Origin of the sequence: Anoxybacillus sp. J5B_2022, from assembly GCF_026847645.1 — a bacterium.
Lineage (GTDB): Bacteria > Bacillota > Bacilli > Bacillales > Anoxybacillaceae > Anoxybacteroides.
In genome coordinates this window covers 16,463-39,972 of sequence record NZ_JAPSMC010000021.1, presented here as the reverse complement: position 1 = coordinate 39,972, position 23,510 = coordinate 16,463, and the positions used below count along the sequence as shown (strand labels likewise).

Genomic DNA, 23,510 nt, shown 5'->3' with positions numbered 1-23,510 from the left:
AGGAGGGAAATATGTGAGCAATACAGCTGTCAAAATTCAAGAGAAGCAGCGCCAACAACCGTCTGTCCGGCCGAAAGTCAAACGAAAACTTCGCCTTACGCTTGGGGAAAAGCTTGTTTTGTTCTCCTTTCTTTTATTCGTTGTTTATGCATCCGTTCAAATCGTTTCTAACCAAGTATCCATTTATCAAGTAAATAAACATATTCAACAGCTACAAGGAGCGATTGATGAGCAGAAAAAGCATAACAACGATTTATATGTCGAAGTCCAGCAGCTAAGCACTTATGAGCGCATTTTAGAAAAGGCAAAAGAACTCGGGCTTTCGTTAAACGAAAATAACGTGAAAGTTGTACAGGAATGATGGATGATGAGCGATAAAAAGCATAAAAATACCCACAAAGGAGCAGTCATTTTGTTTTGTTTATTCAGCCTGCTCTTTTTTGTGTTAATGTTTCGTTTTGTGCAAATTCAGGCAACCGGTAAGGCGGACGGGAAAGCATTGGCGATAGCAGCCGAAAAACAATATAAACAGAAGCAAACGATTGCGGCGAAACGAGGGTCGATTTTGGATCGGAATGGCGAAGTGTTAGCGGAGGATACGCCGTCCTATACGTTAATGGCAGTGCTTGATCCAACAATGACTACTGACCCGAACGACCCGAAGCATGTTGTCGATCCAGAAAGGACAGCGGAAAAATTAGCACCTCTTTTACATATGGATGTTCGTGAAGCCGAACGTATTTTAACGAAAAAAGCGAAACAAGTGGAATTTGGTACGTACGGACGCAACATTAGCTATGAATTGAAACAAAAAATTGAAGCGTTGAAGTTACCAGGTATCGGGTTTATTCGCGATACGAAACGGTTTTATCCGAACGGAACGTTCGCTTCGTATGTGATCGGCTATGCACAACAAAAAGAAGGAAGCAACGAAGAAAAAAGCAAGACCTTTGGCATGATGGGGATTGAGAAAAGTTTAGATCGTTATTTACAAGAAAAAAATGGATACGTCGTGTTTGAACGGGATAAAGACGGCTTTCGTCTACCAGACACGAAAGAAACGATCGTTCCACCGGACAACGGCGATGAAGTATACTTAACGATCGATCAAAAAATTCAAACATTTTTAGAAGATACGATGAATCAAGTGGAAAAACAGTATCAACCGAAAAAAATTATTGCCATTGTTGCCAATCCGAAAACAGGTGAAATTTTGGCGATGAGCACACGACCAAGTTTCGACCCAAACAAACGCAACATTACGAACTATTTAAACGATGCCATTTCATATCCGTATGAACCAGGGTCGACGATGAAAATGTTTACGTTGGCGGCTGCCATTAACGAAGGGGTGTACAACGGCAATGAACTGTACCGTTCCGGTTCCTACCGAGTAGGGCGGAACGAAATTCGCGACCATAATAAAGTTGGCTGGGGAACGATCACGTTTAACGAAGGGGTGCAGCGTTCGTCGAACGTTGCCTTTGCTAAGCTCGTGAAAGAAAAATTAGGGGAAGACCGCTTTTTGCAATATTTATACCGTTTTCACTTTAATGTGAAAACAGGGATTGATTTGCCGGGAGAAGCACTTGGCAACATTTTATACCGCTATCCAATCGAAAAATTGACGACGGCATTCGGGCAAGGAACGTCCATCACGCCGATTCAACAAATTCAAGCGGCAACGGCGATCGCCAATGGCGGAAAAATGATGAAACCATATGTGGTGGACCGCATTGTCGATCCCGATACGAAAAAAGTAGTTGTGCAACATAAACCGGAAGTCGTCGGAGAACCGATTACAAAAGAAACTGCGCAAAAAGTATTGGATATATTGGAAACGGTTGTGACATCGGAAAAAGGGACAGGTCGCCCGTACCAAATTGAAGGATATCGGGTAGCCGGAAAAACGGGAACGGCGCAAATTCCTTCGCCAAAAGGCGGCTATTTAACCGGCTACGAAAACTATATTTTTTCGTTTTTAGGGATGGCGCCGAAAGAAGACCCGCAACTATTAATGTACGTCGCTGTTCAGCAACCGAAACTGTCCCCTACAGAAACGGGAGCGGCACCTGTTTCGATGATTTTTAATACGGTGATGAAAAATAGTTTACAATATTTAAATATCCGCCCTTCTTTTGAAAAAACGGAGAAATCGCTTGATAAAAAAGGGATTGAGCTGCCGTCATACGCTGGACAAACGGTGGATGCTGCAGTGAAAGATGTGAAAGCGAAAGGGTTATTGCCTGTCGTGATCGGCAACGGAGCTGAAGTGGAAGCACAGCTACCTTTTGCGGGCGATGAAGTAATTGTCCGTGAACGCGTCATATTAAAGACGAGCGGAACAGTGAACATGCCAGATTTGCGCGGCTGGTCGTTGCGCGATGCGCTGAAAGTGGCCGAACTGCTCGGTCTTCAGCCAAGCGTGAAAGGAAGCGGATATGTCGTGACGCAAAGCATTCGGCCGCGAAGCAGCGTGAGAAAAGGAGATTATTTAATTTTAGAATTAGTTGAGCCGAAAAAGTGGAAAGAGGCGGTCACTCAAGTGCAAACGTCGCAAACGGACAGGAAAGAAAAAGCCCCTGTTGATTGATGTTGCTGTTATGAGAGCCGGACATGTTCTATAAAAGCGAGTACAAGCATATAGTGGAACGAGCCTATTACAAGGGAGGTTCTACTAATATGCGCGTTTCTAACGTCACGGTGCGCAAGCGGCTTGCCATCGTATTATTGATAGGAGTGCTTATTTTTGCGATTATCGATATTCGTTTAGGGTATGTACAACTAATTCTTGGCGATATGCTCGCACAAAAAGCAAAAGATTCATGGAGTCGTAACATTCCGTTTGAGCCGAAGCGGGGAGAAATTTTAGATCGAAACGGCGTTCCGCTAGCAACGAATATGAGCGCTCCGACTGTGTATGTCGTGCCACGACAAATCCAAAACCCAGCCGATACAGCGGAAAAGTTGGCGAACGTGTTAAATATGTCTGTGGAAGAAGTGTACAAGTATATTACGAAACGAACGTTGATTGTGCGCATTCCGGAAGGACGAAAAATTTCTAATGAAAAAGCGAAAGAAATTCGTGCTCTCGATTTAAAAGGAGTATATATCGCAGAAGATACGAAGCGCTACTATCCGTTTGGCAGCTATTTATCTCACGTTCTTGGGTTCGCTGGAATTGATAATCAAGGGCTGACCGGGCTAGAGTTATATTATGATAAAGAGCTGAAAGGCCAAAAAGGCTCGGTTGAGTTTTATTCGGACGCGAAAGGAAATCGGATGCCGAACATGGCTGACCATTATACGCCGCCAACGGACGGATTGAACTTAAAATTAACGATCGATTCGCGCATTCAAACGATAGTAGAACGCGAACTAGATATTGCTGAAGCGACATACAATCCGGACGGGATCATTGCGATTGCAATGGATCCGAATACCGGCGAAGTTCTAGCGATGTCGAGCCGTCCGACGTTCGATCCGGCTAATTATCGCAATGTTCCGGCGGAAATTTACAACCGCAATTTACCGGTATGGAGCACGTACGAACCGGGATCGACGTTTAAAATTATTACGTTGGCGGCTGCGCTCGAAGAGAAAAAAGTCAATTTATTAAAAGATCATTTTTATGATCCTGGGTACGTCAAAGTAGCAGGTGCGACATTGCGCTGTTGGAAAAAGGGCGGACACGGAAGCGAAACGTTTTTAGAAGTCGTGCAAAACTCATGCAACCCTGGGTTTGTCGAATTAGGGGAACGGCTTGGAAAAGAAAAGCTGTTTCATTATATTAAATCGTTCGGGTTTGGCGAAAAAACCGGAATTGATTTGCAAGGAGAAGGAACGGGAATTTTATTCGATACGAAGCGCGTCGGACCGGTAGAGTTGGCCACGACCGCTTTCGGCCAAGGCGTTTCCGTCACCCCGATTCAACAAGTTGCAGCTGTGGCGGCAGCGATTAATGGTGGCATATTATATACGCCGTATATCGCAAAAGAATGGGTTGACCCTGAAACCGGGGAAGTGATCAGCCGCAATACACCGAAAGCAAAGCGACGCGTTATTTCCGAGGAAACGTCGAAACAAGTCAGGTTTGCGCTAGAGAGCGTAGTGGCACAAGGAACTGGAAAAGGCGCGTTTGTGGAAGGGTACCGTGTCGGGGGGAAAACAGGAACGGCGCAAAAAGCGCAAGGCGGGCGCTACTTAAAAGATAATTATATCGTGTCGTTTATTGGGTTTGCGCCGGCAGACGATCCGAAATTAGTCGTCTATGTGGCGGTCGATCATCCGAAAGGAACGGTACAATTTGGTGGAGTGGTGGCGGCACCAATCGTTGGGAAAATTATGGAAGATAGCTTACACGCGCTCGGGGTAAAACCGCGCAACGGACAACTTGAAAAAGAACGCGCATGGAATGATCCAAAAATGGTGGAAGTTCCGAATTTAGAAGGTTTAACAAAAAAAGACTTGCAAGAGCAGTTTTTTAACTTAAAATTAGATGTTAGTGGAGACGGCGAAGTTATCATCGACCAAGCGCCGAAAGCAGGAGTGAAAGTGAAAGAAGGATCAACGATTCGCATTTTCTTAGGACCAAAATCGAGCGGAGCAACCAGTCTCCGTTAATCAAATGCGCAATGTATCGATAAGGGGGATGTTGACCCCTTCTTTTCCATTTTTGTAGGAATTGCTTCTCTGTTAAAGAGAACTTACACGAGAGGGATGAACACAATGAAGTTACAAACATTGCTTTCTTGTTTACACGATTTTACTACATACAGTGGAGAAAATCCGACGATTACATCCATTGAAATGGATTCGCGAAAAGTAACAGAAGGAGCGTTATTTATTTGCGTAAAAGGATTTACGGTTGACGGGCATGATTTTGCACAGCAGGCTGTTGTGAACGGGGCGGTAGCGGTTGTCGCAGAACGACATATCGAAGTTCCGGTTCCCGTGATCATCGTCCGCGACAGCAAACGAGCGATGGCGGTACTAGCCGATGCGTTTTACGGACAGCCGACACATCAGCTACACTTAATCGGGGTGACAGGAACGAACGGAAAAACAACGACGACCCATATCATCGATCAAATTTTTCGCAAAGTCCAAAGGAAAACCGGCTTAATTGGCACGATCCACATAAAAATTGGCGATGAAGCGTACGATGTACAAAATACAACACCAGAATCGCTTGTGCTTCAAAAAACGTTTAAGCAAATGGTTGACGCGCATGTGGATGTGGCAATTATGGAAGTATCGTCCCATGCGCTCGATATGGGGCGCGTTCACGGTTGTGACTATGATGTTGCGGTATTTACGAATTTAACGCAAGATCATTTAGATTATCACCAAACAATGGAGGAGTACCGGTTAGCGAAAGGGTTGCTATTTGCCCAGCTCGGGAACCGGTTTGACCATCAGCGGCCGAAATTTGCCGTGCTCAACAACGACGATCCTGCTTCCGCGCAATATAAACGGATGACAGCAGCAACGGTGATCACATATGGAATCGAAACCGAAAGCGACATTATGGCGAAGGACATCGACATAACGCCGAGCGGGATGGCGTTTACGTTAGTCACACCAGCGGAAACCGTCCGAATTCAAACGAAGCTGATTGGCCGTTTTAACGTGTATAATATATTGGCGGCAACGGCTGCTTGCCTCGTATCAGGCGTGGCACTTTCGTCAATCGTCGAAGCGGTCGAGGAAATAGCGGGTGTTCCTGGCCGGTTTGAAACGGTGGATGAAGGGCAAAACTTTACAGTAATCGTTGACTATGCGCACACACCCGATAGCTTAGAAAATGTGCTGAAAACGATTCGCCAATTTGCAAAGCGCAAAGTGTATGTCGTCGTCGGCTGCGGCGGAGACCGCGATCGCACGAAGCGTCCGTTAATGGCGCAAATCGCTGTTCGTTATGCTGATGTTGCGATTTTCACATCGGATAACCCTCGTTCCGAACGGCCGGAAGCGATTTTGAAAGATATGGAAAGTGGGGTCGAGGGGGAATTGTATATTTCGATTGTCGATCGCAAAGAGGCGATTCGCTATGCGATTCAGCAGGCGCAGGAAGGCGACGTCATTTTAATCGCTGGAAAAGGGCATGAAACGTACCAAATCATTGGCGAGCAAGTGCTGCACTTTGACGACCGGCTCGTTGCCCGTGAAGCGATGAAGGAGCGGAACGCATCATGTTAACGTATCAAATGGTGAGAAAGCTGTTTCCGTCTGCCCGCGGAGTGGCAGATGACGAGATGGTGTTTCATTCTGTTTTCGTCCATCCTTATCAGCAAGTGGAAAAAGGATTGTTCGTCCCACTAGCGGATGGAAAAACAGAACTGAAATTAGCCATTGAGCACGGGGCAATTGCTACGCTTTGGCCGGAACAGACGGAGTTGCCACGCTATGTTCCGAATCCATTGCCGGTCTTTTTTGTGTCTTCGCCGTTTGAAGCGTTAAAGGCAATCTTGCAAACGTATATGGAAAGCAATAGAGTGGAGAATGATACAATGACCAAATTTTACTTGACAATCGATGTTCCGCATCGTATCGCGGAGAACCACACATATGATATAGCGTTAATGAACGAGCTGCAGCAACTGGAGCAAAAATGGTTCAGTGTTCAAAGGAAAGAAGGAAGTGAACCATCATGGTAGAACAAGTAATACTGATCTCGATTGTGACAGCGTTTTTGATTACGGTAGTATTATCGCCTCTTTTCATTCCGTTTTTACGGAGATTAAAATTTGGTCAGAGCATCCGGGAAGAAGGGCCGAAGTCACATCAAAAAAAATCGGGGACCCCGACGATGGGGGGGATCATGATTTTACTTTCGATTGTGATCACCACCTTATTGATCACGAAAAAATTTGCGCATTTAACGGTTGAAACGTATTTGCTTTTATTTGTGACAGTCGGCTATGGTTTGCTTGGTTTTGTCGATGACTTTATTAAAGTGGTGATGAAACGGAACCTTGGTTTGACGAGCAAACAGAAGCTAGTGGGACAACTCATCATCGCAGTGATTTTTTATACCATTTATCAACAGCAACATTTTTCGACCGTGTTACATATCCCGGGAACACATATATCATTTGATTTAGGCTGGGGCTATCTTTTTCTTATGGTGTTTATGCTTGTTGGTGGCTCGAACGCCGTTAATTTAACGGATGGTCTTGACGGTCTGTTATCTGGGACAGCGGCTATCGCGTTTGGTGCTTACGCGGTATTGGCATGGAATCAACAACAATACGATGTGGCGATTTTTAGCGTTGCCGTTGTCGGAGCGGTGCTCGGCTTCCTCGTCTTTAACGCTCATCCAGCGAAAGTGTTTATGGGAGACACCGGTTCTCTAGCGCTAGGGGGAGCGATTGCGACTGTGGCCATGTTGACGAAGCTAGAATTATTGCTCGCCATTATCGGCGGAGTGTTTGTCATCGAAACATTATCGGTTATTATTCAAGTCATTTCATTTAAAACAACAGGAAAACGAGTATTTCGCATGAGTCCGTTACACCACCATTACGAATTAATCGGCTGGTCGGAGTGGCGTGTCGTCGTCACTTTTTGGGCGGTTGGCTTATTGTTTGCGATACTCGGAATCTATATTGAGGTGTGGATGTAATTGAAACATATAACAACATATCAAGGAAAACGTGTATTCGTCGTTGGTTTAGCGAAAAGCGGGTTGGCCGCAGCCCGTTTGCTTTACGAACTTGGAGCAACCGTAACGGTGAATGACCAAAAACCGTATGAAGAAAATGAAGCAGCCCAACAATTAGAACAAATGGGGATTCGCGTGATTTGCGGCGGACATCCGCTCGAACTGCTGGATGAACCGTTCGATTTACTCGTCAAAAATCCAGGGATCCCGTATTCCACTCCGATTATTGCGAAAGCGATGGAAAAAGGACTACCGATCGTGACGGAAGTAGAGCTCGCCTACGAAATTTGTGAAGCACCGTTTATCGGTATTACCGGTTCGAACGGCAAAACGACAACGACTACTTTGATTTACGAAATGTTAAAGGAAGCCGAAAAGAAACCGCTTATCGCCGGCAATATCGGAACGGTTGCTTGTGAAGTGGCACAAACAGCTGCTGCGGACAATTGGGTGGTGACCGAACTCTCTTCCTTTCAACTGATGGGGATTCAGACGTTTCGTCCACATATCGCCGTGTTATTAAACTTGTTTGATGCACATTTGGATTACCACGGAACGAAAGAAGCATATGCGCAAGCGAAAGGGAATTTATTTAAAAATCAAACCGAAAGCGACTACGCGGTAGTGAATGCGGACGACGAATGGGTGAGAACACTTGCTAATTTGTCTAACGCTACGAAAATATGGTTTTCGACAACAAAGCCGTTAGAATGCGGTGCCTATTTAAAAGACGGCGTCCTTTATTGGAACGACGAAAAAGTCATTCACATATCCGATATCGCACTGCCAGGCAAGCATAACCTTGAAAACATTTTGGCAGCTGTGTCAGCCGCAAAGCTAGTTGGGGTGGAGAATGAGGCGATTGTCCGCGTATTGACATCGTTTACCGGCGTGAAACATCGCCTTCAGTATGTAGGAACGGTGAACGGAAGAAAATTTTTTAATGACTCAAAAGCAACGAATATACTAGCAACGCAAAAAGCGTTAGCGGCGTTTGCTGGTCAGCCGATCATTCTTTTAGCAGGCGGATTGGATCGCGGCAATGAATTCGACGACCTCATCCCTTATTTGCGTCATGTAAAAGCCGTCGTTTTATTTGGCCAAACAGCACCGAAGCTAGAAAGGGTCGCGAAAGAAGCAGGAATAGAAACGGTTTATCATGTCGATAATGTGGAAAAAGCCGTACCTGTTGCTTACGAACTATCAGATCCAAGCGATATTATTTTATTGTCGCCGGCCTGTGCGAGTTGGGATCAATATAAAACTTTTGAGCAAAGAGGGGACATTTTTGTCAACGCGGTGCATATGCTGAAATAAGAAGGACAAACCGTTCATAAAGCTGAGGTGTTGGGCATTGCCGCAAAAAAAGTCTGCGCCTGATTTTTTGCTAATTTTTCTTACGTTCTTGCTTCTTGCGATCGGGCTCATCATGGTTTATAGCGCCAGCGCGGTGTGGGCGGAATATAAGTTCCATGACTCATTTTTCTTCGCGAAACGGCAGTTATTATTTGCTGGTGTCGGCATCATTGCGATGTTTTTCATTATGAATGTCGACTACTGGGTATGGCGCGACTGGGCGAAAGTGTTGCTAATTATTTGTTTCGTCCTCCTCGTTCTTGTGCTCATTCCTGGAATCGGGATGGTGCGCAACGGGTCACGAAGTTGGATCGGTGTCGGCGCGTTTTCGATCCAACCGTCGGAATTTATGAAATTAGCGATGATCGCTTTTTTGGCGAAATATTTATCGGAACAGCAAAAAAAGATTACGTCGTTTAAACAAGGGCTGCTTCCTTCATTAGCGCTCGTGTTCGCTGCTTTTGGCATGATCATGTTGCAGCCTGATTTAGGAACGGGAACGGTGATGGTCGGCACTTGTATTGCGATGATTTTTGTCGCTGGTGCCCGCATTAGCCATTTTATCGGGCTAGGAATGATTGGCTTGGCTGGTTTTGCGGCGCTCGTTCTATCCGCTCCGTATCGCATCAAACGAATTACGTCTTTTTTAAATCCGTGGGAAGATCCGCTCGGCAGCGGCTTTCAAATTATTCAATCGCTCTATGCGATCGGGCCAGGGGGATTGCTCGGTTTAGGATTGGGACAAAGCAGGCAAAAATTTTTTTACTTGCCTGAGCCGCAAACTGATTTTATTTTTGCGATTTTAGCAGAAGAGCTCGGGTTTATCGGCGGTTCGCTCGTCTTATTATTGTTTAGCTTGCTGCTTTGGCGGGGAATCCGTATCGCGTTTGGCGCCCCAGATTTATATGGTAGTTTTTTAGCTGTCGGAATCATTGCGATGATTGCGATCCAAGTGATGATTAATATTGGCGTCGTCACCGGGCTGATGCCGGTAACGGGAATTACGTTGCCGTTTTTAAGCTATGGTGGTTCGTCGTTAACGCTCATGCTCATGGCCATTGGTGTTCTGTTAAACATAAGCAAGCATGCGCGATATTAAAGAAAAGGGGACGGATCTTTCAGAGGCCAGCCCCTCTCGTTTTGTTTACGTGTTAGCGACACCGACGGAAAAAACACATATGATGTTAGAAAACAGCAAGAAAGGAGAGAACTGTTCGTGCAGACGTTAGTCAAAGAATTAGTGGAAACAAAGGTTGGAAAAGTCAAAGAAAATGAGCTGCTGGCTCATCATACGACCATTAAAATTGGCGGGCCTGCCGATGTGTTTGTGGAACCAGACAGTAGCGAAAGTTTACGAAAAGTGATGGCCATCGTGCGAAAACATCAAGTCAATTGGCGGGCAATCGGCCGCGGATCGAACTTGCTCGTATCGGATGACGGCATCGAAGGAGTGGTCATTAAAATCGGCGAGGGGCTTGATGAATTAGTGATTGACGGGGAAGAAGTAACCGTTGGCGGCGGTTATCCCCTTATTAAACTAGTGACAGTGATTAGCAAACAAGGGTTATCGGGACTCGAGTTTGCTGGAGGCATTCCAGGTTCAGTGGGCGGTGCTGTCTATATGAACGCCGGTGCACACGGCTCAGATATGTCACGGATTGTTAAAAAAGCACAAATTTTATTTCCAGACGGAACAATTGAATGGCTGACGAATGAACAAATGGAGTTTTCCTATCGGACATCGGTTTTGCAAACGAAACGCCCTGGGATCTGCCTCGCTGCGGTTTTGCAACTGAAAAAAGGAGAGCGCGAAGAGATTGTTGCTGCGATGCAAAAAAATAAAGATTATCGACGCGATACGCAACCGTGGAACTATCCGTGCGCAGGGAGCATTTTCCGTAATCCGCTGCCAAATTATGCTGGGAAACTAATTGAAGAAGCTGGGTTGAAAGGTTATGCGATCGGCGGGGCCAAAATCTCCGAACAACATGCCAATTTCATCGTAAATACAGGAAACGCCAAAGCTAAAGATGTTTTAGATTTAATTTCCTATGTCAAACGAACGATTCATCAATTATATGGCATTCATTTAGAAACGGAAGTAGAAATCATTGGTCGAAAGTCCTAAAAATTAGGTCACCTTCTTTTTCAACATTGTGTTATAATAAAAATAGGCTTGTTCCAAACGTGCAACGGCATGAAACAATGCCGTTTGTTTTATTGTGTGTAAGTGTCAGAAAGCGGTGAGCGAGTTGAAAAAAGGAAAAGTTGTCGTTCTCGAAGAACGTGTTCCGAAGCTGAAACAGCGGCGCAGACAAAAAGTGAATCGCCGGCTAACAGCCTATATTGTTTTCTTTTTTATGCTTATTTTATGTATTATTTATTTTCAATCACCGTTAAGCAATGTTCGGCACATTGATGTGAGAGGGAATCAGCACGTTTCAGCTAGGCAAATCATTCAAGCAAGCGGTTTGACAAACCGAACAAGCTTTTGGAGGGTAAAAACCGTGCAGGTAGAGCAGGTGCTCGAGTCCCTTCCAGAAATTAAACAAGTAACGGTAGAAAAACAGTTTCCAAATACAATCGTCCTATACATAAAAGAGAGACGACGGGTCGCTTACATCGAGCATAAACAAACGTTTTTCCCTATTTTAGAGAACGGCAAAATTTTAACGAAAAACAAACCAAAAACGGCATTAAGTGATGCGCCGATTTTAGTGAACTGGAAAGCAGGTGAAGATATTCAAGAGATAGCCGCGCAATTAGCGCAACTGCCTCCTTATATATTGAATGCTATTTCTGAAATTCATTATGCACCGACCAAATATGATCAATACCATATAACGGTGTACATGAATGATGGGTTTGAAGTGAGCGCAACCGTGCAAAATTTCGCGGAAAAAATGCGGTTGTATCCAGAAATTGTGAAACAATTAAACCCGAACGTAAAAGGTGTCGTTCATTTAGAAGTAAGCAACTATTTTAAAGCTTACGATGAAAAAAAGGAGGATGGCAATGAAAAAAGTGCGAGGTAATGATGTCATCCTTTCCTTTGTTTGTCTTGTGCTCGGGTTTATGCTTTCCTTTTCCTATCAATATACAAAAGAGCAAACGGCAAAACGGAACGTGACGGATCGGCAATGGCAAAAGGAGTACGAATATCGGCAATTGCTCATTCAGGCACAAGAGAAAAATAGTAAGCTTAAGAAGCAATTGCTGAAAAAACAAGAACAGATACATCAAATAGAAAAAGAGTTAGCGAACGAACAAAACGCGTATACTGGCTTAGTGAAGGAGGCGGAACAGTTGCGCATGTACATCGGCAAAGTGAAAGTAAAAGGAAAAGGGATCGAAGTGACGCTAGCGGATGCGTCCTATATCCCGAGCGAGCAAAATGCAACCAACTACATCGTTCACGAGCAACATGTGTTGAAAGTGATCCATGAATTATTGCTTTCCGGAGCAGAAGCGATTGCGATCAATGGACAGCGAATCTCTCATCGTTCATATATTGTGTGTAACGGCCCGGTGATCGAAGTGGACGGCGTGCAGCATGCTGCTCCGTTTGTCATTTCTGCGATCGGTGATCCAAACGTGCTAACTTCGGCGCTCAACATTGCCGGAGGGGTGAAAGATCAGTTAGTCAACGACCATGTCGTCGTGAAAATAGCGAGCAAAGAAGAAATTGTTTTAGATCCAGTTTTTCATACGAATCATGATTAAAAACGGAAAGTTTGGTGAAGCGCGTTGGAAAGAAAAAAAATTTTCCAGTTTACGCTCATTGCCGCGATTATCGGGTTTATGCTCGCTGTCCAGTTTCGGTCGACGAAAGACCCGATTGTACGCGATACGCGCGATATTTGGGAGTTGCGTCAAGATTTAAAGCGTGAGCAGCAATTACAGCAACAGCTTTTGCTGGAAATTCGCCGCAACGACGACCAAATCGCAAATTATGAACAGACCCGTTCTATTGACGAAGAAGCAATGTTGCAAAAAACGGTCGCAGAGTTAAAAGAAGAAGCCGGGTTGACAGAAATAAAAGGACCAGGGCTTGTATTGACGATTGAGCCATTTTATCCGGAAAATTATGTTGGTCCAATTACGCATACAGTTTCACCTGAATTATTAAAGCGGTTAATCAACGAACTAAACATGTACGGGGCAAAAGAAATCGCCATTGCGAATGCACGGATTACTAACACAACCGCTATTCGCGATGTGAACGGCGTGACGAAGGTCGGAAACGTGAAAATTGCCTCCTTACCAATCGAAGTAAAAATAATTTCTAATGACGTTTCTACTTTACATAATCACTTAAAAGTATCGACGATTTCCGATGATTTTGTGATCGAGAACTTGCAACTTACTGTTTCTGATCCGATATCGACGGTTGTAATCCCGAAATACGATGGGCAATGGCATGATGTTCGTTACATGGAAGCGGTAGAAGCCGAAAAGGAGGGGGAATAATATGTGGCTCCCGTTGATCGGCCTCATCATCGGTATCACGCTAGGGTTGTTAACAAATTGGCGCATTCCCGATGAATACTCAAGCTATTTATCCATATCGGTGTTGGCGGCGCTAGATACGTTAATCGGCGGCATTCGTGCTCATTTGCAAAATGTGTATGACGAAAATGTTTTTTTGACTGGTTTCTTTTTTAATATCATTTTAGCCGCAAGTTTAGCTTTTCTCGGTGTGCATCTTGGTGTAGACTTGTATTTAGCAGCCGTATTTGCCTTCGGGGTTCGATTATTTCAAAATATCGCCGTCATTCGTCGGATTTGGCTAGCAAAATGGATGGAGAGGCGGCAAAAAAGTTGATTTAAATAAAAGGGAATGCTTGTTAGTGTGTTGAATATATGAAACAAAACTTGTTCGTCGCTGTTCGACTGAGTCGATGAAGTTTGCTAAAGGGGGTGCCAAAGAATGAACAGCAATGAAATCGTTGTTAGTCTTGACATCGGTACATCCAGTGTTAAGGTTATTATCGGGGAAATGTTGAATGAGTCATTAAACATTATTGGCGTTGGTAACGTGAAATCCGAAGGGCTCAAAAAAGGAGCCATTGTTGATATAGATGAAACGGTGCAATCGATTAAGCGCGCGATTGACCAAGCGGAGCGAATGATCGGGTTAACGATCCAGCGCGTCGTTGTTGGTGTGAACGGAAACCATATTCAGCTACAAGATTGTCACGGCATCGTCGCTGTTTCTAGCGAAAACCGTGAGATTACGGATGAAGATGTCGCGCGCGTCATCGATTCCGCCCAAGTCGTGTCGATTCCGCCGGACCGGGAAATTATCGGGGTCATTCCGCGGCAGTTTATCGTCGATGGTCTTGATGGCATTAACGATCCGCGCGGCATGCTCGGTGTGCGTTTGGAAATGGAAGGGACGATGATTACAGGAGCCAAAACCGTTTTACATAATTTACTTCGCTGTGTAGAGCGGGCGGGGTTGGAGATTAGCGACATTTGTCTGCAACCGCTTGCCGCAGGCTCGCTTGCTTTATCGAAAGATGAAAAAAATTTAGGGGTCGCATTAGTCGATATCGGTGGTGGCTCTACTACTGTCGCTGTGTTTGAGCAAGGATTTTTGCAGGCAACATCCGTTCTTCCGGTCGGTGGCGATCATATTACAAAAGATATTTCCATCGGTTTGCGGACATCGACGGAAGATGCGGAAAAAATCAAGCTAAAACATGGACATGCTTTTTATGACCTTGCTTCCGAAGAAGAATTTTTTAGTGTTCCAATCATCGGTACTGATCAACATCAACCGTTTACTCAACTGGAACTTGCTGATATTATTGAAGCAAGGCTTGAAGAAATTTTTCAACTTGTATATCAAGAAATTCGTAAATTGGGATTTCGGGATTTGCCAGGCGGATACGTGTTAGCCGGTGGAGTCGCTAACATGCCGGGTATTTTAGAATTAGCTCAAGTGGTGTTAGGGAGCAGTGTCCGCGTAGCGATCCCTGATTATATCGGCGTTCGCGACCCACAATATACGACAGGAGTTGGATTGATTAAGTTTGCCTACCGGCATGCGAAATTACAAGGGCGGCGGACTCCTGTAGGAGCAACGGTCGAAGCGCCGGAAAAGCGACCTGTGAAACAGCAGCCGGCTAAAACTAAGCCAAAAGGAAAAGAAGATAATTTAGGACAAAAAGTTAAAAAATTTTTCGGTTATTTCTTTGAATAGAGATCGAATTATTGGGAGGATTTTGTCATGTTGGAGTTTGACACTACAGTTGATCAGTTAGCAACGATTAAAGTCATCGGTGTTGGCGGCGGCGGAAATAACGCTGTAAATCGAATGATTGAACATGGCGTACAAGGTGTAGAGTTTATTGCAGTCAACACCGATGCACAAGCCTTGAATTTGTCCAAAGCTCCAATCAAGTTACAAATTGGTGCGAAATTGACACGCGGATTGGGAGCAGGGGCAAATCCTGAGGTCGGGAAAAAAGCAGCAGAAGAAAGCAAAGAGCAAATCGAAGAAGCATTAAAAGGCGCAGACATGGTATTTGTCACGGCCGGAATGGGCGGTGGTACAGGAACAGGAGCGGCACCAGTCATTGCGCAAATCGCGCGCGATTTAGGCGCATTGACAGTTGGTGTCGTTACACGTCCGTTTACATTTGAAGGCCGGAAACGGGCGATGCAGGCAGCTAACGGAATTGCTGCGATGAAAGAAGCGGTCGATACGTTAATTGTCATTCCAAACGATCGTCTTTTAGAAATTGTCGATAAAAACACGCCGATGCTTGAAGCGTTCCGCGAAGCAGATAACGTGCTTCGTCAAGGGGTGCAAGGCATCTCTGACTTAATTGCCGTTCCAGGGCTAATTAACCTTGATTTTGCTGACGTGAAAACGATTATGTCGAATAAAGGTTCCGCATTAATGGGAATCGGGATTGCTAGCGGTGAAAACCGCGCTGCTGAAGCAGCGAAAAAAGCGATCTCAAGCCCACTATTGGAAACGTCAATCGACGGCGCGCAAGGTGTGTTAATGAACATTACGGGCGGCACGAATTTAAGCTTGTACGAAGTACAAGAAGCGGCCGACATTGTAGCTTCCGCTTCTGACCAAGACGTGAACATGATTTTTGGATCGGTCATTAACGAAAATTTAAAAGACGAAATCATCGTTACGGTCATTGCCACTGGATTTAGCGAAAACGAAGGACAATCGTCTCGTCCGCTTCGTTCCGGAATCGGCACAGCATCGAAACCAAATGTTGGCGTCAAACGCGAAAAAAGGGAAGAGCCAGTTCAAGATTATAACTCCTTCCGTTCGGCGCAAGTAGAAGATCCGTTAGACATCCCAGCTTTCTTACGCAATCGTAACCGCCGCCGGTAATAACGAAAAGCGGAGGCGACTGGTTAGCTCTCGAAGCCAAACGTTCTTCCGACGAGAAGCGCTTTTTGCTTCGACGGAGGAAGGTTGTTTGGCACAAGAGATCTAGGAGCCGAAGCTAGACAAAACGAAAAGTGGAGAACGGTCCTTTGCTCAAGCCAAGGAAACATCCGACGGACGCGCAAGCTTTCGACGAAGACGTGCCTTGCACGTCGAGAGGCGAAAGTAAAAGCGGAGGAGGATGTTTGTTCGCAGCTAGACAAGAAAAGTGAGGGCGGCTGATTGCCTCAAATAAAGGGGTATGAATCGTTATGATTCATGCCTTTTTTTATTCGTTTTTTTTAGACAAAAAATTCGTTTTTTCTCCGTCATGAATTGACAGACTTTCCAATAAGATGTACTATATACTATTTTCAGAAATTGCTTGGCTTTGTTTGGCTAAGGGAGGCTATCAGTTTGACGGTTTATTTAGATGTCATTTGGCTGTTGAACATTTGCTTTGATGGGCTGTTGCTCTGGCTGACCGCCATTATATTAAAACGGGAAGTCGTATGGTGGAGGATGGCGATCGGCGCTTTCATCGGATCGCTCATTGTATTGCTGATGTTTACATCATTTTCTCCATATGTCCAACAGCCGTTCATGAAGCTGTTTTTTTCCGTGCTTATCGTATTTGCTTCGTTTGGGTTTAAACGGTTTCGCTACTTTTTCGAGAACTTATTTACTTTTTATCTTGCTACTTTTATGGTTGGAGGGGGGTTGATCGCGGTTCATTACTTGCTGCAAACCGAAATCCAAGTCACAAACGGAATGCTTACGACGTATTCGCTCGGAACAGGCGACCCGGTCAGCTGGCTGTTTGTGTTAATCGGATTTCCAGCGTTGTGGCTATTCTCACGAAAACGAATGGATACGATTCGTGAGAAAAAACTGCGTTTCAATCATATTGTGAATGTCGTATTGACGTTCAACGAAGTGTCTGTATCGTTAAAAGGGCTGATCGACAGCGGCAACCAGCTGTATGACCCGTTGACAAAAGCGCCCGTCATGATTGTAAGCGCAAGCGAAATGAAAGACATATTGCCGTCTGCATTACTTGAACATACGAACGAGTCAGGCGACTTTACATGGCTTAATGATGAACAGCTAGAAGCATGGTCGAGTCGATTGCGCTTTGTCCCTTATCGGGCAGTTGGCCAAAACCAGCGATTTTTATTAGCGGTCAAACCAGATCGCATGATGATTCATTATGAAGCACAGTGGATCGAGGTCAGAAAAGGGCTTGTTGGGTTGAACGAAACGGATTTATCAACCGACGGAGAGTACCAGTGCATTATCCATCCGAAAATGATTCAGACCGGAAAGCGGCTAACCGCCTCATAAGTTTTTACTATATCATACGCATTTTTCGGTTAAATTAGAAGGGGGATTTTTATGAGGACGTGGAAACTTCGCATCATTTATTTATGGTATAAGCTGTTAATGAAGCTTGGCATCAAAACGGATGAAATTTATTACATCGGCGGGAGCGAAGCATTGCCGCCGCCGCTGACAAAAGAAGAAGAAGAGTTATTGCTGCAAAAGCTTCCGTCCGGCGATGAAACGGCCCGTTCCATGCTGATCGAACGAAATTTGCGCCTCGTTGTCTATATCGCGCGAAAATTTGAAAATACAGGCATTAATATTGAAGATTTAATTAGCATCGGCACGATCGGGCTGATTAAAGCCGTGAACACGTTTAACCCAGATAAAAAAATTAAATTAGCCACTTACGCTTCCCGCTGTATTGAAAATGAAATATTAATGTATTTGCGGCGCAACAATAAAGTGCGCTCGGAAGTATCGTTTGACGAACCGCTCAATATCGACTGGGATGGAAACGAACTGCTTTTATCGGATGTGCTTGGCACAGAAGATGATGTTATTACAAAAGATTTGGAAGCCGATATCGACCGTCATCTTTTATTGAATGCGCTTCGGCAATTAAGTGATCGCGAAAAACAAATTATGGAGCTTCGCTTCGGCCTTTCCGGTGGGGAAGAAAAAACGCAAAAAGATGTTGCTGATTTGCTCGGAATATCGCAATCCTATATATCGCGGCTAGAGAAGCGAATCATTAAGCGGTTGCGCAAAGAGTTTAATAAAATGATGTAGTGCATATTTTTCCTCCCTGAGGAGATACTGAACATTGACAGCATCTCCTGATGGGAGGGAAAGACTTGACAAGAAACAAAGTAGAAATTTGTGGCGTAGATACATCAAAGCTTCCGGTATTGAAAAACGAAGAAATGCGTGAGCTGTTCAAACGAATGCATGAAGGAGATTTAGAAGCGAGGGAAAAGCTTGTCAACGGAAACTTACGCCTTGTGTTAAGCGTCATTCAACGTTTCAATAACCGCGGAGAATTTGTCGATGACTTGTTTCAAGTCGGTTGTATCGGACTTATGAAATCGATTGATAATTTTGATTTAAGCCAGAACGTTAGATTTTCCACGTATGCTGTACCAATGATTATCGGCGAAATTCGTCGCTATTTGCGCGACAACAACCCAATCCGTGTGTCACGTTCATTGCGTGATATTGCTTACAAAGCGTTACAAGTGCGTGAAAAATTAATGGGGGAAACGGCGAAAGAGCCGACTGCTGAAGAAATTGCGAACGTGCTCGGCGTTCCACATGAAGAAGTCGTGTTTGCGCTTGATGCCATTCAAGATCCGGTTTCTTTATTTGAACCGATTTATAACGATGGCAGCGATCCGATTTATGTAATGGATCAGCTAAGCGATGAAAAAAACCGCGACAGCCAATGGATTGAAGAAATTGCGCTAAAAGAAGGCTTGCGCCGCTTAAACGAACGAGAAAAAATGATCATTCGCAAACGATTTTTCCAAGGAAAAACGCAAATGGAAGTAGCAGAAGAAATTGGGATTTCGCAAGCGCAAGTGTCGCGTTTAGAAAAAGCGGCTATTCGACAAATGAATAAAAATATCCAAGTGTAACGAGCTGTTCTGTCACGGACAGCTCTTTTTTTCGGAAAGGTCATGGCAAACATATCATATAGTGAAATAAACGATGATGAAAGCGGGAGGATGGGCCATGATTAAAATTTCTGAATTTCAAACGAAAGATGTTGTTAACGTAGCGAACGGAAAAAAATTAGGAAATATTGGTGACATTGATATCAATTTGCAAACAGGGCAAATTGAAGCGCTTATTATTTTAGGAGCGGGGAAGGTACTGGGGCTGTTTGGCAGGGAAGAAGAAACAGTGATTCCGTGGCGCAACATCGTTAAAATTGGCACAGATGTCATTTTAGTCCGTTTGAACGAGGAAGAATAAATAATGGTTATCATCTGTAAGCAAACTGTGATAAAATAGGAAAAAAAGTGATAAAAATCTACAAAGAGGATGACGAAAATGTCGGAAATTTTTCGACCAGCTGGTGAAGCGTTGCTCATGTTAACCGAGTGGCCCGATGTCATCGCTGGCTTTACAACGAAACAAGGCGGATTTAGCAAACCGCCGTTTGCGTCGTTTAATCTCGGTTTGCACGTCGGTGATGATACATCTTTCGTCGGGCGAAATCGCCGGAAATTAGCGGAGCAACTGTCGGTTCCGCTGGAAAAATGGGTTTGTTGCGAGCAAACGCACGATTCTCGTATCGAGAAAGTAACGGTGCGTGATGCTGGAAAAGGAGCGTTACGTTTAGAAACAGCCATTGCCGATACGGACGGATTGTATACGAAGGAAACGGGGATTTTATTGGCATTATGTTTTGCTGATTGCGTGCCGCTTTATTTTGCCGCGCCAAAGCATGGCATGATCGGCCTTGCGCATGCCGGATGGAAGGGAACTGTAAAAAACATTGCCGGCAACATGGTTCGGCTTTGGCATGAACGGGAAGGCATCCCGCCTGAGGAGATTGTCATCGTGATTGGCCCGGCAATCGGTTCTTGTTGCTACGTTGTCGATGACCGAGTGGTAGACGCTGCGCAAAAGGTGCTCGGAACAGGTGAGGTGTTGCCTTTCCGTGAAGTGAGCGTAGGACAATATGCACTTGATTTAAAAGAACTAAATCGGCTATTACTTATAAAAGAAGGGGTGCAACACATTCAAGTGTCACATTATTGCACGAGCTGCGAAACAAATTTATTTTTCTCGCACCGTCGCGACAACGGTCGAACTGGAAGAATGATGGCGTTTATCGGCAGGAAGGAGGAATAAATCGTGCCTGTTCGTGATAATTTAGCAACCATTCGTGATAACATCGAAGCAGCCTGCCGTCGCACTGGCCGCGATCCTGCTAGCGTGCGCATTATTGCCGTAACGAAATACGTCAGCGTCGAACGAGCAAAAGAAGCGTTGGCTGCAGGAGTTGTCGATTTGGGGGAAAACCGTGATGACGGACTGTTGCAAAAATACGAAGCGATCGGACGAGAAGCGACATGGCATTTTATCGGGACGTTGCAGTCGCGCAAAGTGAAAAACATTATCGACAAAGTCGACTATATTCATTCACTTGATCGTCTGTCGCTGGCGCGTGAAATCGAGAAGCGAGCAACGAAGCGAATAAAATGCTTTGTGCAAGTGAACGTGTCAGGCGAAGAAACGAAGCATGGGCTATCTAAAGAAGAAGTCATTCCGTTCGTCGAACAGCTGCGCGATTTCACCAAAATTGAAGTAGTTGGACTAATGACAATGGCACCGTATACGGACGATGAGCAATTGCTTCGCCAATGTTTTCGGCAGCTGAAACAATTGCAGCAACATGTACAAGCATTACATATTGCGAACGTGCGGTGCACCGAGCTATCGATGGGAATGTCGAACGATTATGTGATTGCGGTTGAAGAAGGCGCAACGTTTCTCCGATTAGGAACATCGCTCGTTGGCGAGGAATGATAGGAGGTGTCCGAAATGGGACTTATTAAAAAATTTAAAGACTATTTTTTAGAGGAAGACTATGAAGAGTATGAGGACGAGTATGTAGAAGAGGAAGAGCCAGCTCCGCAGCCGTCAGGAAAAGGGGCTGCGAAACAAAATGTCGTCAGCTTGCAAAGCGTGCAAAAATCATCGAAAGTGGTGCTTATCGAACCGAGAGCTTATGCGGAGGCACAGGAGATTGCCGACCATTTAAAAAACCGGCGTGCAGTTGTTGTGAATTTGCAGCGCATTCAGCACGATCAAGCAAAGCGCATCGTCGACTTTTTAAGCGGCACCGTTTATGCGATTGGCGGCGACATTCAGCAAGTTGGCACGAGAATTTTCTTATGCACTCCGGACAATGTGGATGTAACCGGCTCGATTTCCGCTGTGTCCGAAGATGAGACATCGATGAAAAGGTGGTAATATATGTATAGTTTGCTTACGTTTTTAACAACGCTCATTGATATATACTCCTATGCGTTAATTGTTTACATTTTAATGTCATGGTTTCCGAATGCGCGCGGCACGAAAATCGGCCAGCTGTTAGCGGCGATTTGTGAGCCGTATTTAGAGCCGTTTCGCCGCATCATTCCTCCAATCGGCATGATCGACGTTTCACCGATTGCTGCACTATTTGTGCTCAATTTTGCAACGCGAGGGTTGCATGCATTGTTTAGCATGTTGCACTTAGTATAGGGAATCCACAGGAAGGGTTCCTTTCTTCGTGAGAAGGCAAGGTGTGAAGATGAATATATATCAGCATTTTCGCAAAGAAGAACATCATTTTATTGATCAAGTGCTCGAATGGCGGGAAAGCGTCCAAACGCAATACAGCCCTAGACTTACCGATTTTCTTGATCCGCGCGAGCAAGAAATCGTTCGGCTTGTTATCGGACATGATGAAGAAGTCAACGTTTCTTTCTTCGGCGGCGCTTCTTTTGTCGAGCGAAAACGGGCGCTTTTATACCCGCCTTACTTTCAGCCGGAACAAGAAGATTTTATGATTGCGCTTTTTTCGGTCCGTTATCCGAGCAAATTTGTTTCGCTTGCGCATCGGCAAGTGCTCGGCTCATTGATGTCGCTCGGGTTAAAGCGCGGCAAGTTTGGCGACGTGTTAATCAAAGAAAATGACGTTCAATTGATCGTCGCCAAAGAAGTCGCGGATTATGTTCGGCTACATTTGCAAGCGGTCGGAAAAACGAAAATTTCGCTCGAAGAAAAGCCGTTAACGGATATGATCGTTCTTGAAGAACAATGGAACGAAGCGACGATTACCGTTTCTTCGTTGCGGCTTGATGCGGTAGTAGCGCAAGCGTTTGGCGCATCAAGACAACACGTTCAAACACTCATTGAAAACGGTCTTGTGAAAGTGAATTGGAAAATTGTCGAGCAATCGCATTTAGAATGCAAAGAAGGCGATACTATTTCCGCGAGGGGGCTTGGCCGGTTGAAACTTGTGGCGATCGGTGGAAAAACAAAAAAAGATCGCTTTCGCATTCAAGTGGGGACGCAAAAATAATCGAATCGTGGTAGGAATTCGCAGAAATCTGTCGAATAAACGTAAAAAGGAAAGATATAGACGGAGGTGGCATTTGTGCCTTTAACGCCATTAGATATTCATAACAAAGAATTTAGCAAGGGCTTTCGCGGCTACGATGAAGATGAAGTGAACGAATTTTTAGACCAAGTGATTAAAGATTACGAGATGGTCATCCGCGAGAAAAAACAATTGGAAGAAAAAGTCGCGGAATTGACAGAAAGATTGAATTATTTTACGAACATTGAAGAAACGTTAAATAAATCGATTTTAATCGCGCAAGAAACGGCGGAAGAAGTGAAACGAAATGCGCAAAAAGAAGCGAAACTGATCATTAAAGAGGCAGAGAAAAATGCGGATCGCATCATTAGCGAGGCGCTTGCTAAATCGCGCAAAATCGCCCTTGAAATCGAAGAGCTTAAACGGCAGTCGAAAGTGTTCCGCACGCGCTTCCGCATGCTTGTAGAAGCGCAGTTGGAAATGTTAAATAACGGTGATTGGGATCATTTAATGGAATATGAAGTAAAAGAAATTGAATTGGATGAAAAGGAAGAAATGAGCCAATCTTGACGGATTTTGTCCGTTTCGCATATAATCAAAATACAAAAACGCATCGAACATGAAGAATAATGAATGGACGATGAAAGGGACAGTAGCTC

Annotated in this window: 25 protein-coding genes and 1 other annotated feature (1 of these 26 cut by a window edge); all 25 genes read left to right on the top strand. The window is 44.8% G+C overall.

Translation table 11 applies throughout. The features are described from left to right. Positions 1-13 precede the first annotated feature (13 nt). Positions 14-361, top strand: coding sequence for a cell division protein FtsL (gene ftsL / locus M4I42_RS08040; protein ID WP_268851687.1), 348 nt, complete (start codon positions 14-16; stop codon positions 359-361). A 6-nt stretch (positions 362-367) separates the two neighbouring features. Next, positions 368-2,593 (top strand): penicillin-binding protein, encoded by a 2,226-nt coding sequence (locus tag M4I42_RS08035; RefSeq protein ID WP_268851697.1) that lies wholly within the window; start codon positions 368-370, stop codon positions 2,591-2,593. An 89-nt stretch (positions 2,594-2,682) separates the two neighbouring features. Continuing rightward, positions 2,683-4,623: a stage V sporulation protein D gene (locus M4I42_RS08030; RefSeq protein WP_268851686.1), complete on the top strand. Its 1,941-nt coding sequence runs from the start codon at positions 2,683-2,685 to the stop codon at positions 4,621-4,623. Between the two features lie 105 nt (positions 4,624-4,728). Beyond that, positions 4,729-6,201: a UDP-N-acetylmuramoyl-L-alanyl-D-glutamate--2,6-diaminopimelate ligase gene (locus tag M4I42_RS08025; RefSeq protein WP_268851685.1), complete on the top strand. Its 1,473-nt coding sequence runs from the start codon at positions 4,729-4,731 to the stop codon at positions 6,199-6,201. Beyond that, entirely contained in the window at positions 6,195-6,659 is a 465-nt protein-coding gene (locus M4I42_RS08020; protein ID WP_268851684.1) for a hypothetical protein, read from the top strand. Before M4I42_RS08025 ends, M4I42_RS08020 begins: the two co-directional genes overlap by 7 nt. Next, positions 6,653-7,627: a phospho-N-acetylmuramoyl-pentapeptide-transferase gene (gene mraY / locus M4I42_RS08015; protein WP_268851683.1), complete on the top strand. Its 975-nt coding sequence runs from the start codon at positions 6,653-6,655 to the stop codon at positions 7,625-7,627. The genes M4I42_RS08020 and mraY overlap by 7 nt, the downstream gene beginning before the upstream one ends. Further along, a complete protein-coding gene (murD, locus tag M4I42_RS08010; RefSeq protein WP_268851682.1) occupies positions 7,628-8,983 on the top strand; it encodes a UDP-N-acetylmuramoyl-L-alanine--D-glutamate ligase in 1,356 nt (451 codons plus the stop codon). Positions 8,984-9,020: 37 nt separating this feature from the next. Further along, complete coding sequence (spoVE, locus tag M4I42_RS08005; protein ID WP_268851681.1) at positions 9,021-10,121, top strand: stage V sporulation protein E; 1,101 nt, start codon at positions 9,021-9,023, stop codon at positions 10,119-10,121. Between the two features lie 117 nt (positions 10,122-10,238). Continuing rightward, positions 10,239-11,150, top strand: coding sequence for a UDP-N-acetylmuramate dehydrogenase (gene murB / locus M4I42_RS08000; RefSeq protein WP_268851680.1), 912 nt, complete (start codon positions 10,239-10,241; stop codon positions 11,148-11,150). 124 nt (positions 11,151-11,274) lie between these two features. Then, the gene (locus M4I42_RS07995; RefSeq protein WP_268851696.1) at positions 11,275-12,057 is read left to right on the top strand and encodes a cell division protein FtsQ/DivIB; all 783 of its coding nucleotides are present in this window, start codon (positions 11,275-11,277) and stop codon (positions 12,055-12,057) included. Then, positions 12,038-12,745 (top strand): DUF881 domain-containing protein, encoded by a 708-nt coding sequence (locus M4I42_RS07990; protein ID WP_268851679.1) that lies wholly within the window; start codon positions 12,038-12,040, stop codon positions 12,743-12,745. The genes M4I42_RS07995 and M4I42_RS07990 overlap by 20 nt, the downstream gene beginning before the upstream one ends. A 24-nt stretch (positions 12,746-12,769) precedes the next feature. Then, positions 12,770-13,492, top strand: coding sequence for a DUF881 domain-containing protein (locus M4I42_RS07985; protein ID WP_268851678.1), 723 nt, complete (start codon positions 12,770-12,772; stop codon positions 13,490-13,492). A gap of 1 nt (position 13,493) precedes the next feature. After that, positions 13,494-13,847 carry a small basic family protein gene (locus M4I42_RS07980; protein WP_268851677.1) on the top strand — a complete coding sequence of 118 codons (354 nt, stop codon included), beginning with the start codon at positions 13,494-13,496 and terminating at the stop codon, positions 13,845-13,847. A 105-nt stretch (positions 13,848-13,952) separates the two neighbouring features. Next, positions 13,953-15,230, top strand: a complete 1,278-nt coding sequence (gene ftsA / locus M4I42_RS07975) for a cell division protein FtsA (protein ID WP_268851676.1) — start codon at positions 13,953-13,955, stop codon at positions 15,228-15,230. A gap of 27 nt (positions 15,231-15,257) precedes the next feature. Beyond that, a complete protein-coding gene (gene ftsZ, locus M4I42_RS07970) occupies positions 15,258-16,391 on the top strand; it encodes a cell division protein FtsZ (protein WP_268851675.1) in 1,134 nt (377 codons plus the stop codon). Positions 16,392-16,844: 453 nt separating this feature from the next. Continuing rightward, positions 16,845-17,771: a sigma-E processing peptidase SpoIIGA gene (gene spoIIGA / locus M4I42_RS07965; protein ID WP_268851674.1), complete on the top strand. Its 927-nt coding sequence runs from the start codon at positions 16,845-16,847 to the stop codon at positions 17,769-17,771. Between the two features lie 51 nt (positions 17,772-17,822). Next, a complete protein-coding gene (gene sigE, locus M4I42_RS07960; protein WP_268851673.1) occupies positions 17,823-18,542 on the top strand; it encodes an RNA polymerase sporulation sigma factor SigE in 720 nt (239 codons plus the stop codon). 65 nt (positions 18,543-18,607) lie between these two features. After that, positions 18,608-19,387: an RNA polymerase sporulation sigma factor SigG gene (gene sigG / locus M4I42_RS07955; protein ID WP_268851672.1), complete on the top strand. Its 780-nt coding sequence runs from the start codon at positions 18,608-18,610 to the stop codon at positions 19,385-19,387. A 97-nt stretch (positions 19,388-19,484) separates the two neighbouring features. Further along, positions 19,485-19,727, top strand: coding sequence for a YlmC/YmxH family sporulation protein (locus M4I42_RS07950; protein ID WP_268851671.1), 243 nt, complete (start codon positions 19,485-19,487; stop codon positions 19,725-19,727). Between the two features lie 78 nt (positions 19,728-19,805). Beyond that, complete coding sequence (gene pgeF / locus M4I42_RS07945; protein WP_268851670.1) at positions 19,806-20,612, top strand: peptidoglycan editing factor PgeF; 807 nt, start codon at positions 19,806-19,808, stop codon at positions 20,610-20,612. A gap of 3 nt (positions 20,613-20,615) precedes the next feature. Beyond that, entirely contained in the window at positions 20,616-21,290 is a 675-nt protein-coding gene (locus M4I42_RS07940) for a YggS family pyridoxal phosphate-dependent enzyme (protein ID WP_268851669.1), read from the top strand. Positions 21,291-21,305: 15 nt separating this feature from the next. Then, complete coding sequence (locus M4I42_RS07935) at positions 21,306-21,737, top strand: cell division protein SepF (protein WP_268851668.1); 432 nt, start codon at positions 21,306-21,308, stop codon at positions 21,735-21,737. A gap of 3 nt (positions 21,738-21,740) precedes the next feature. Then, on the top strand, positions 21,741-22,010 hold the full coding sequence (locus M4I42_RS07930) for a YggT family protein (protein ID WP_268851667.1): 270 nt from the start codon (positions 21,741-21,743) through the stop codon (positions 22,008-22,010). A 49-nt stretch (positions 22,011-22,059) separates the two neighbouring features. Further along, the gene (locus M4I42_RS07925) at positions 22,060-22,833 is read left to right on the top strand and encodes a YlmH family RNA-binding protein (protein WP_268851695.1); all 774 of its coding nucleotides are present in this window, start codon (positions 22,060-22,062) and stop codon (positions 22,831-22,833) included. A 75-nt stretch (positions 22,834-22,908) separates the two neighbouring features. After that, a complete protein-coding gene (locus tag M4I42_RS07920) occupies positions 22,909-23,421 on the top strand; it encodes a DivIVA domain-containing protein (RefSeq protein ID WP_268851666.1) in 513 nt (170 codons plus the stop codon). Between the two features lie 61 nt (positions 23,422-23,482). Further along, positions 23,483-23,510 (top strand) — a binding site (T-box leader) (it continues 188 nt past the right edge of the window).

Coding starts and splice junctions, on each gene's coding strand:
- M4I42_RS07950 (WP_268851671.1), top strand. CDS start 19,485: ATGATTAAAATTTCTGAATTTCAAACGAAAGATGTTGTTAACGTAGCG.
- M4I42_RS08025 (WP_268851685.1), top strand. CDS start 4,729: ATGAAGTTACAAACATTGCTTTCTTGTTTACACGATTTTACTACATAC.
- M4I42_RS08020 (WP_268851684.1), top strand. CDS start 6,195: ATGTTAACGTATCAAATGGTGAGAAAGCTGTTTCCGTCTGCCCGCGGA.
- pgeF (WP_268851670.1), top strand. CDS start 19,806: ATGTCGGAAATTTTTCGACCAGCTGGTGAAGCGTTGCTCATGTTAACC.
- M4I42_RS07930 (WP_268851667.1), top strand. CDS start 21,741: ATGTATAGTTTGCTTACGTTTTTAACAACGCTCATTGATATATACTCC.
- M4I42_RS07925 (WP_268851695.1), top strand. CDS start 22,060: ATGAATATATATCAGCATTTTCGCAAAGAAGAACATCATTTTATTGAT.
- ftsA (WP_268851676.1), top strand. CDS start 13,953: ATGAACAGCAATGAAATCGTTGTTAGTCTTGACATCGGTACATCCAGT.
- M4I42_RS07935 (WP_268851668.1), top strand. CDS start 21,306: ATGGGACTTATTAAAAAATTTAAAGACTATTTTTTAGAGGAAGACTAT.
- M4I42_RS08030 (WP_268851686.1), top strand. CDS start 2,683: ATGCGCGTTTCTAACGTCACGGTGCGCAAGCGGCTTGCCATCGTATTA.
- mraY (WP_268851683.1), top strand. CDS start 6,653: ATGGTAGAACAAGTAATACTGATCTCGATTGTGACAGCGTTTTTGATT.
- M4I42_RS07980 (WP_268851677.1), top strand. CDS start 13,494: ATGTGGCTCCCGTTGATCGGCCTCATCATCGGTATCACGCTAGGGTTG.
- M4I42_RS08035 (WP_268851697.1), top strand. CDS start 368: ATGAGCGATAAAAAGCATAAAAATACCCACAAAGGAGCAGTCATTTTG.
- M4I42_RS07990 (WP_268851679.1), top strand. CDS start 12,038: ATGAAAAAAGTGCGAGGTAATGATGTCATCCTTTCCTTTGTTTGTCTT.
- sigE (WP_268851673.1), top strand. CDS start 17,823: ATGAGGACGTGGAAACTTCGCATCATTTATTTATGGTATAAGCTGTTA.
- ftsZ (WP_268851675.1), top strand. CDS start 15,258: ATGTTGGAGTTTGACACTACAGTTGATCAGTTAGCAACGATTAAAGTC.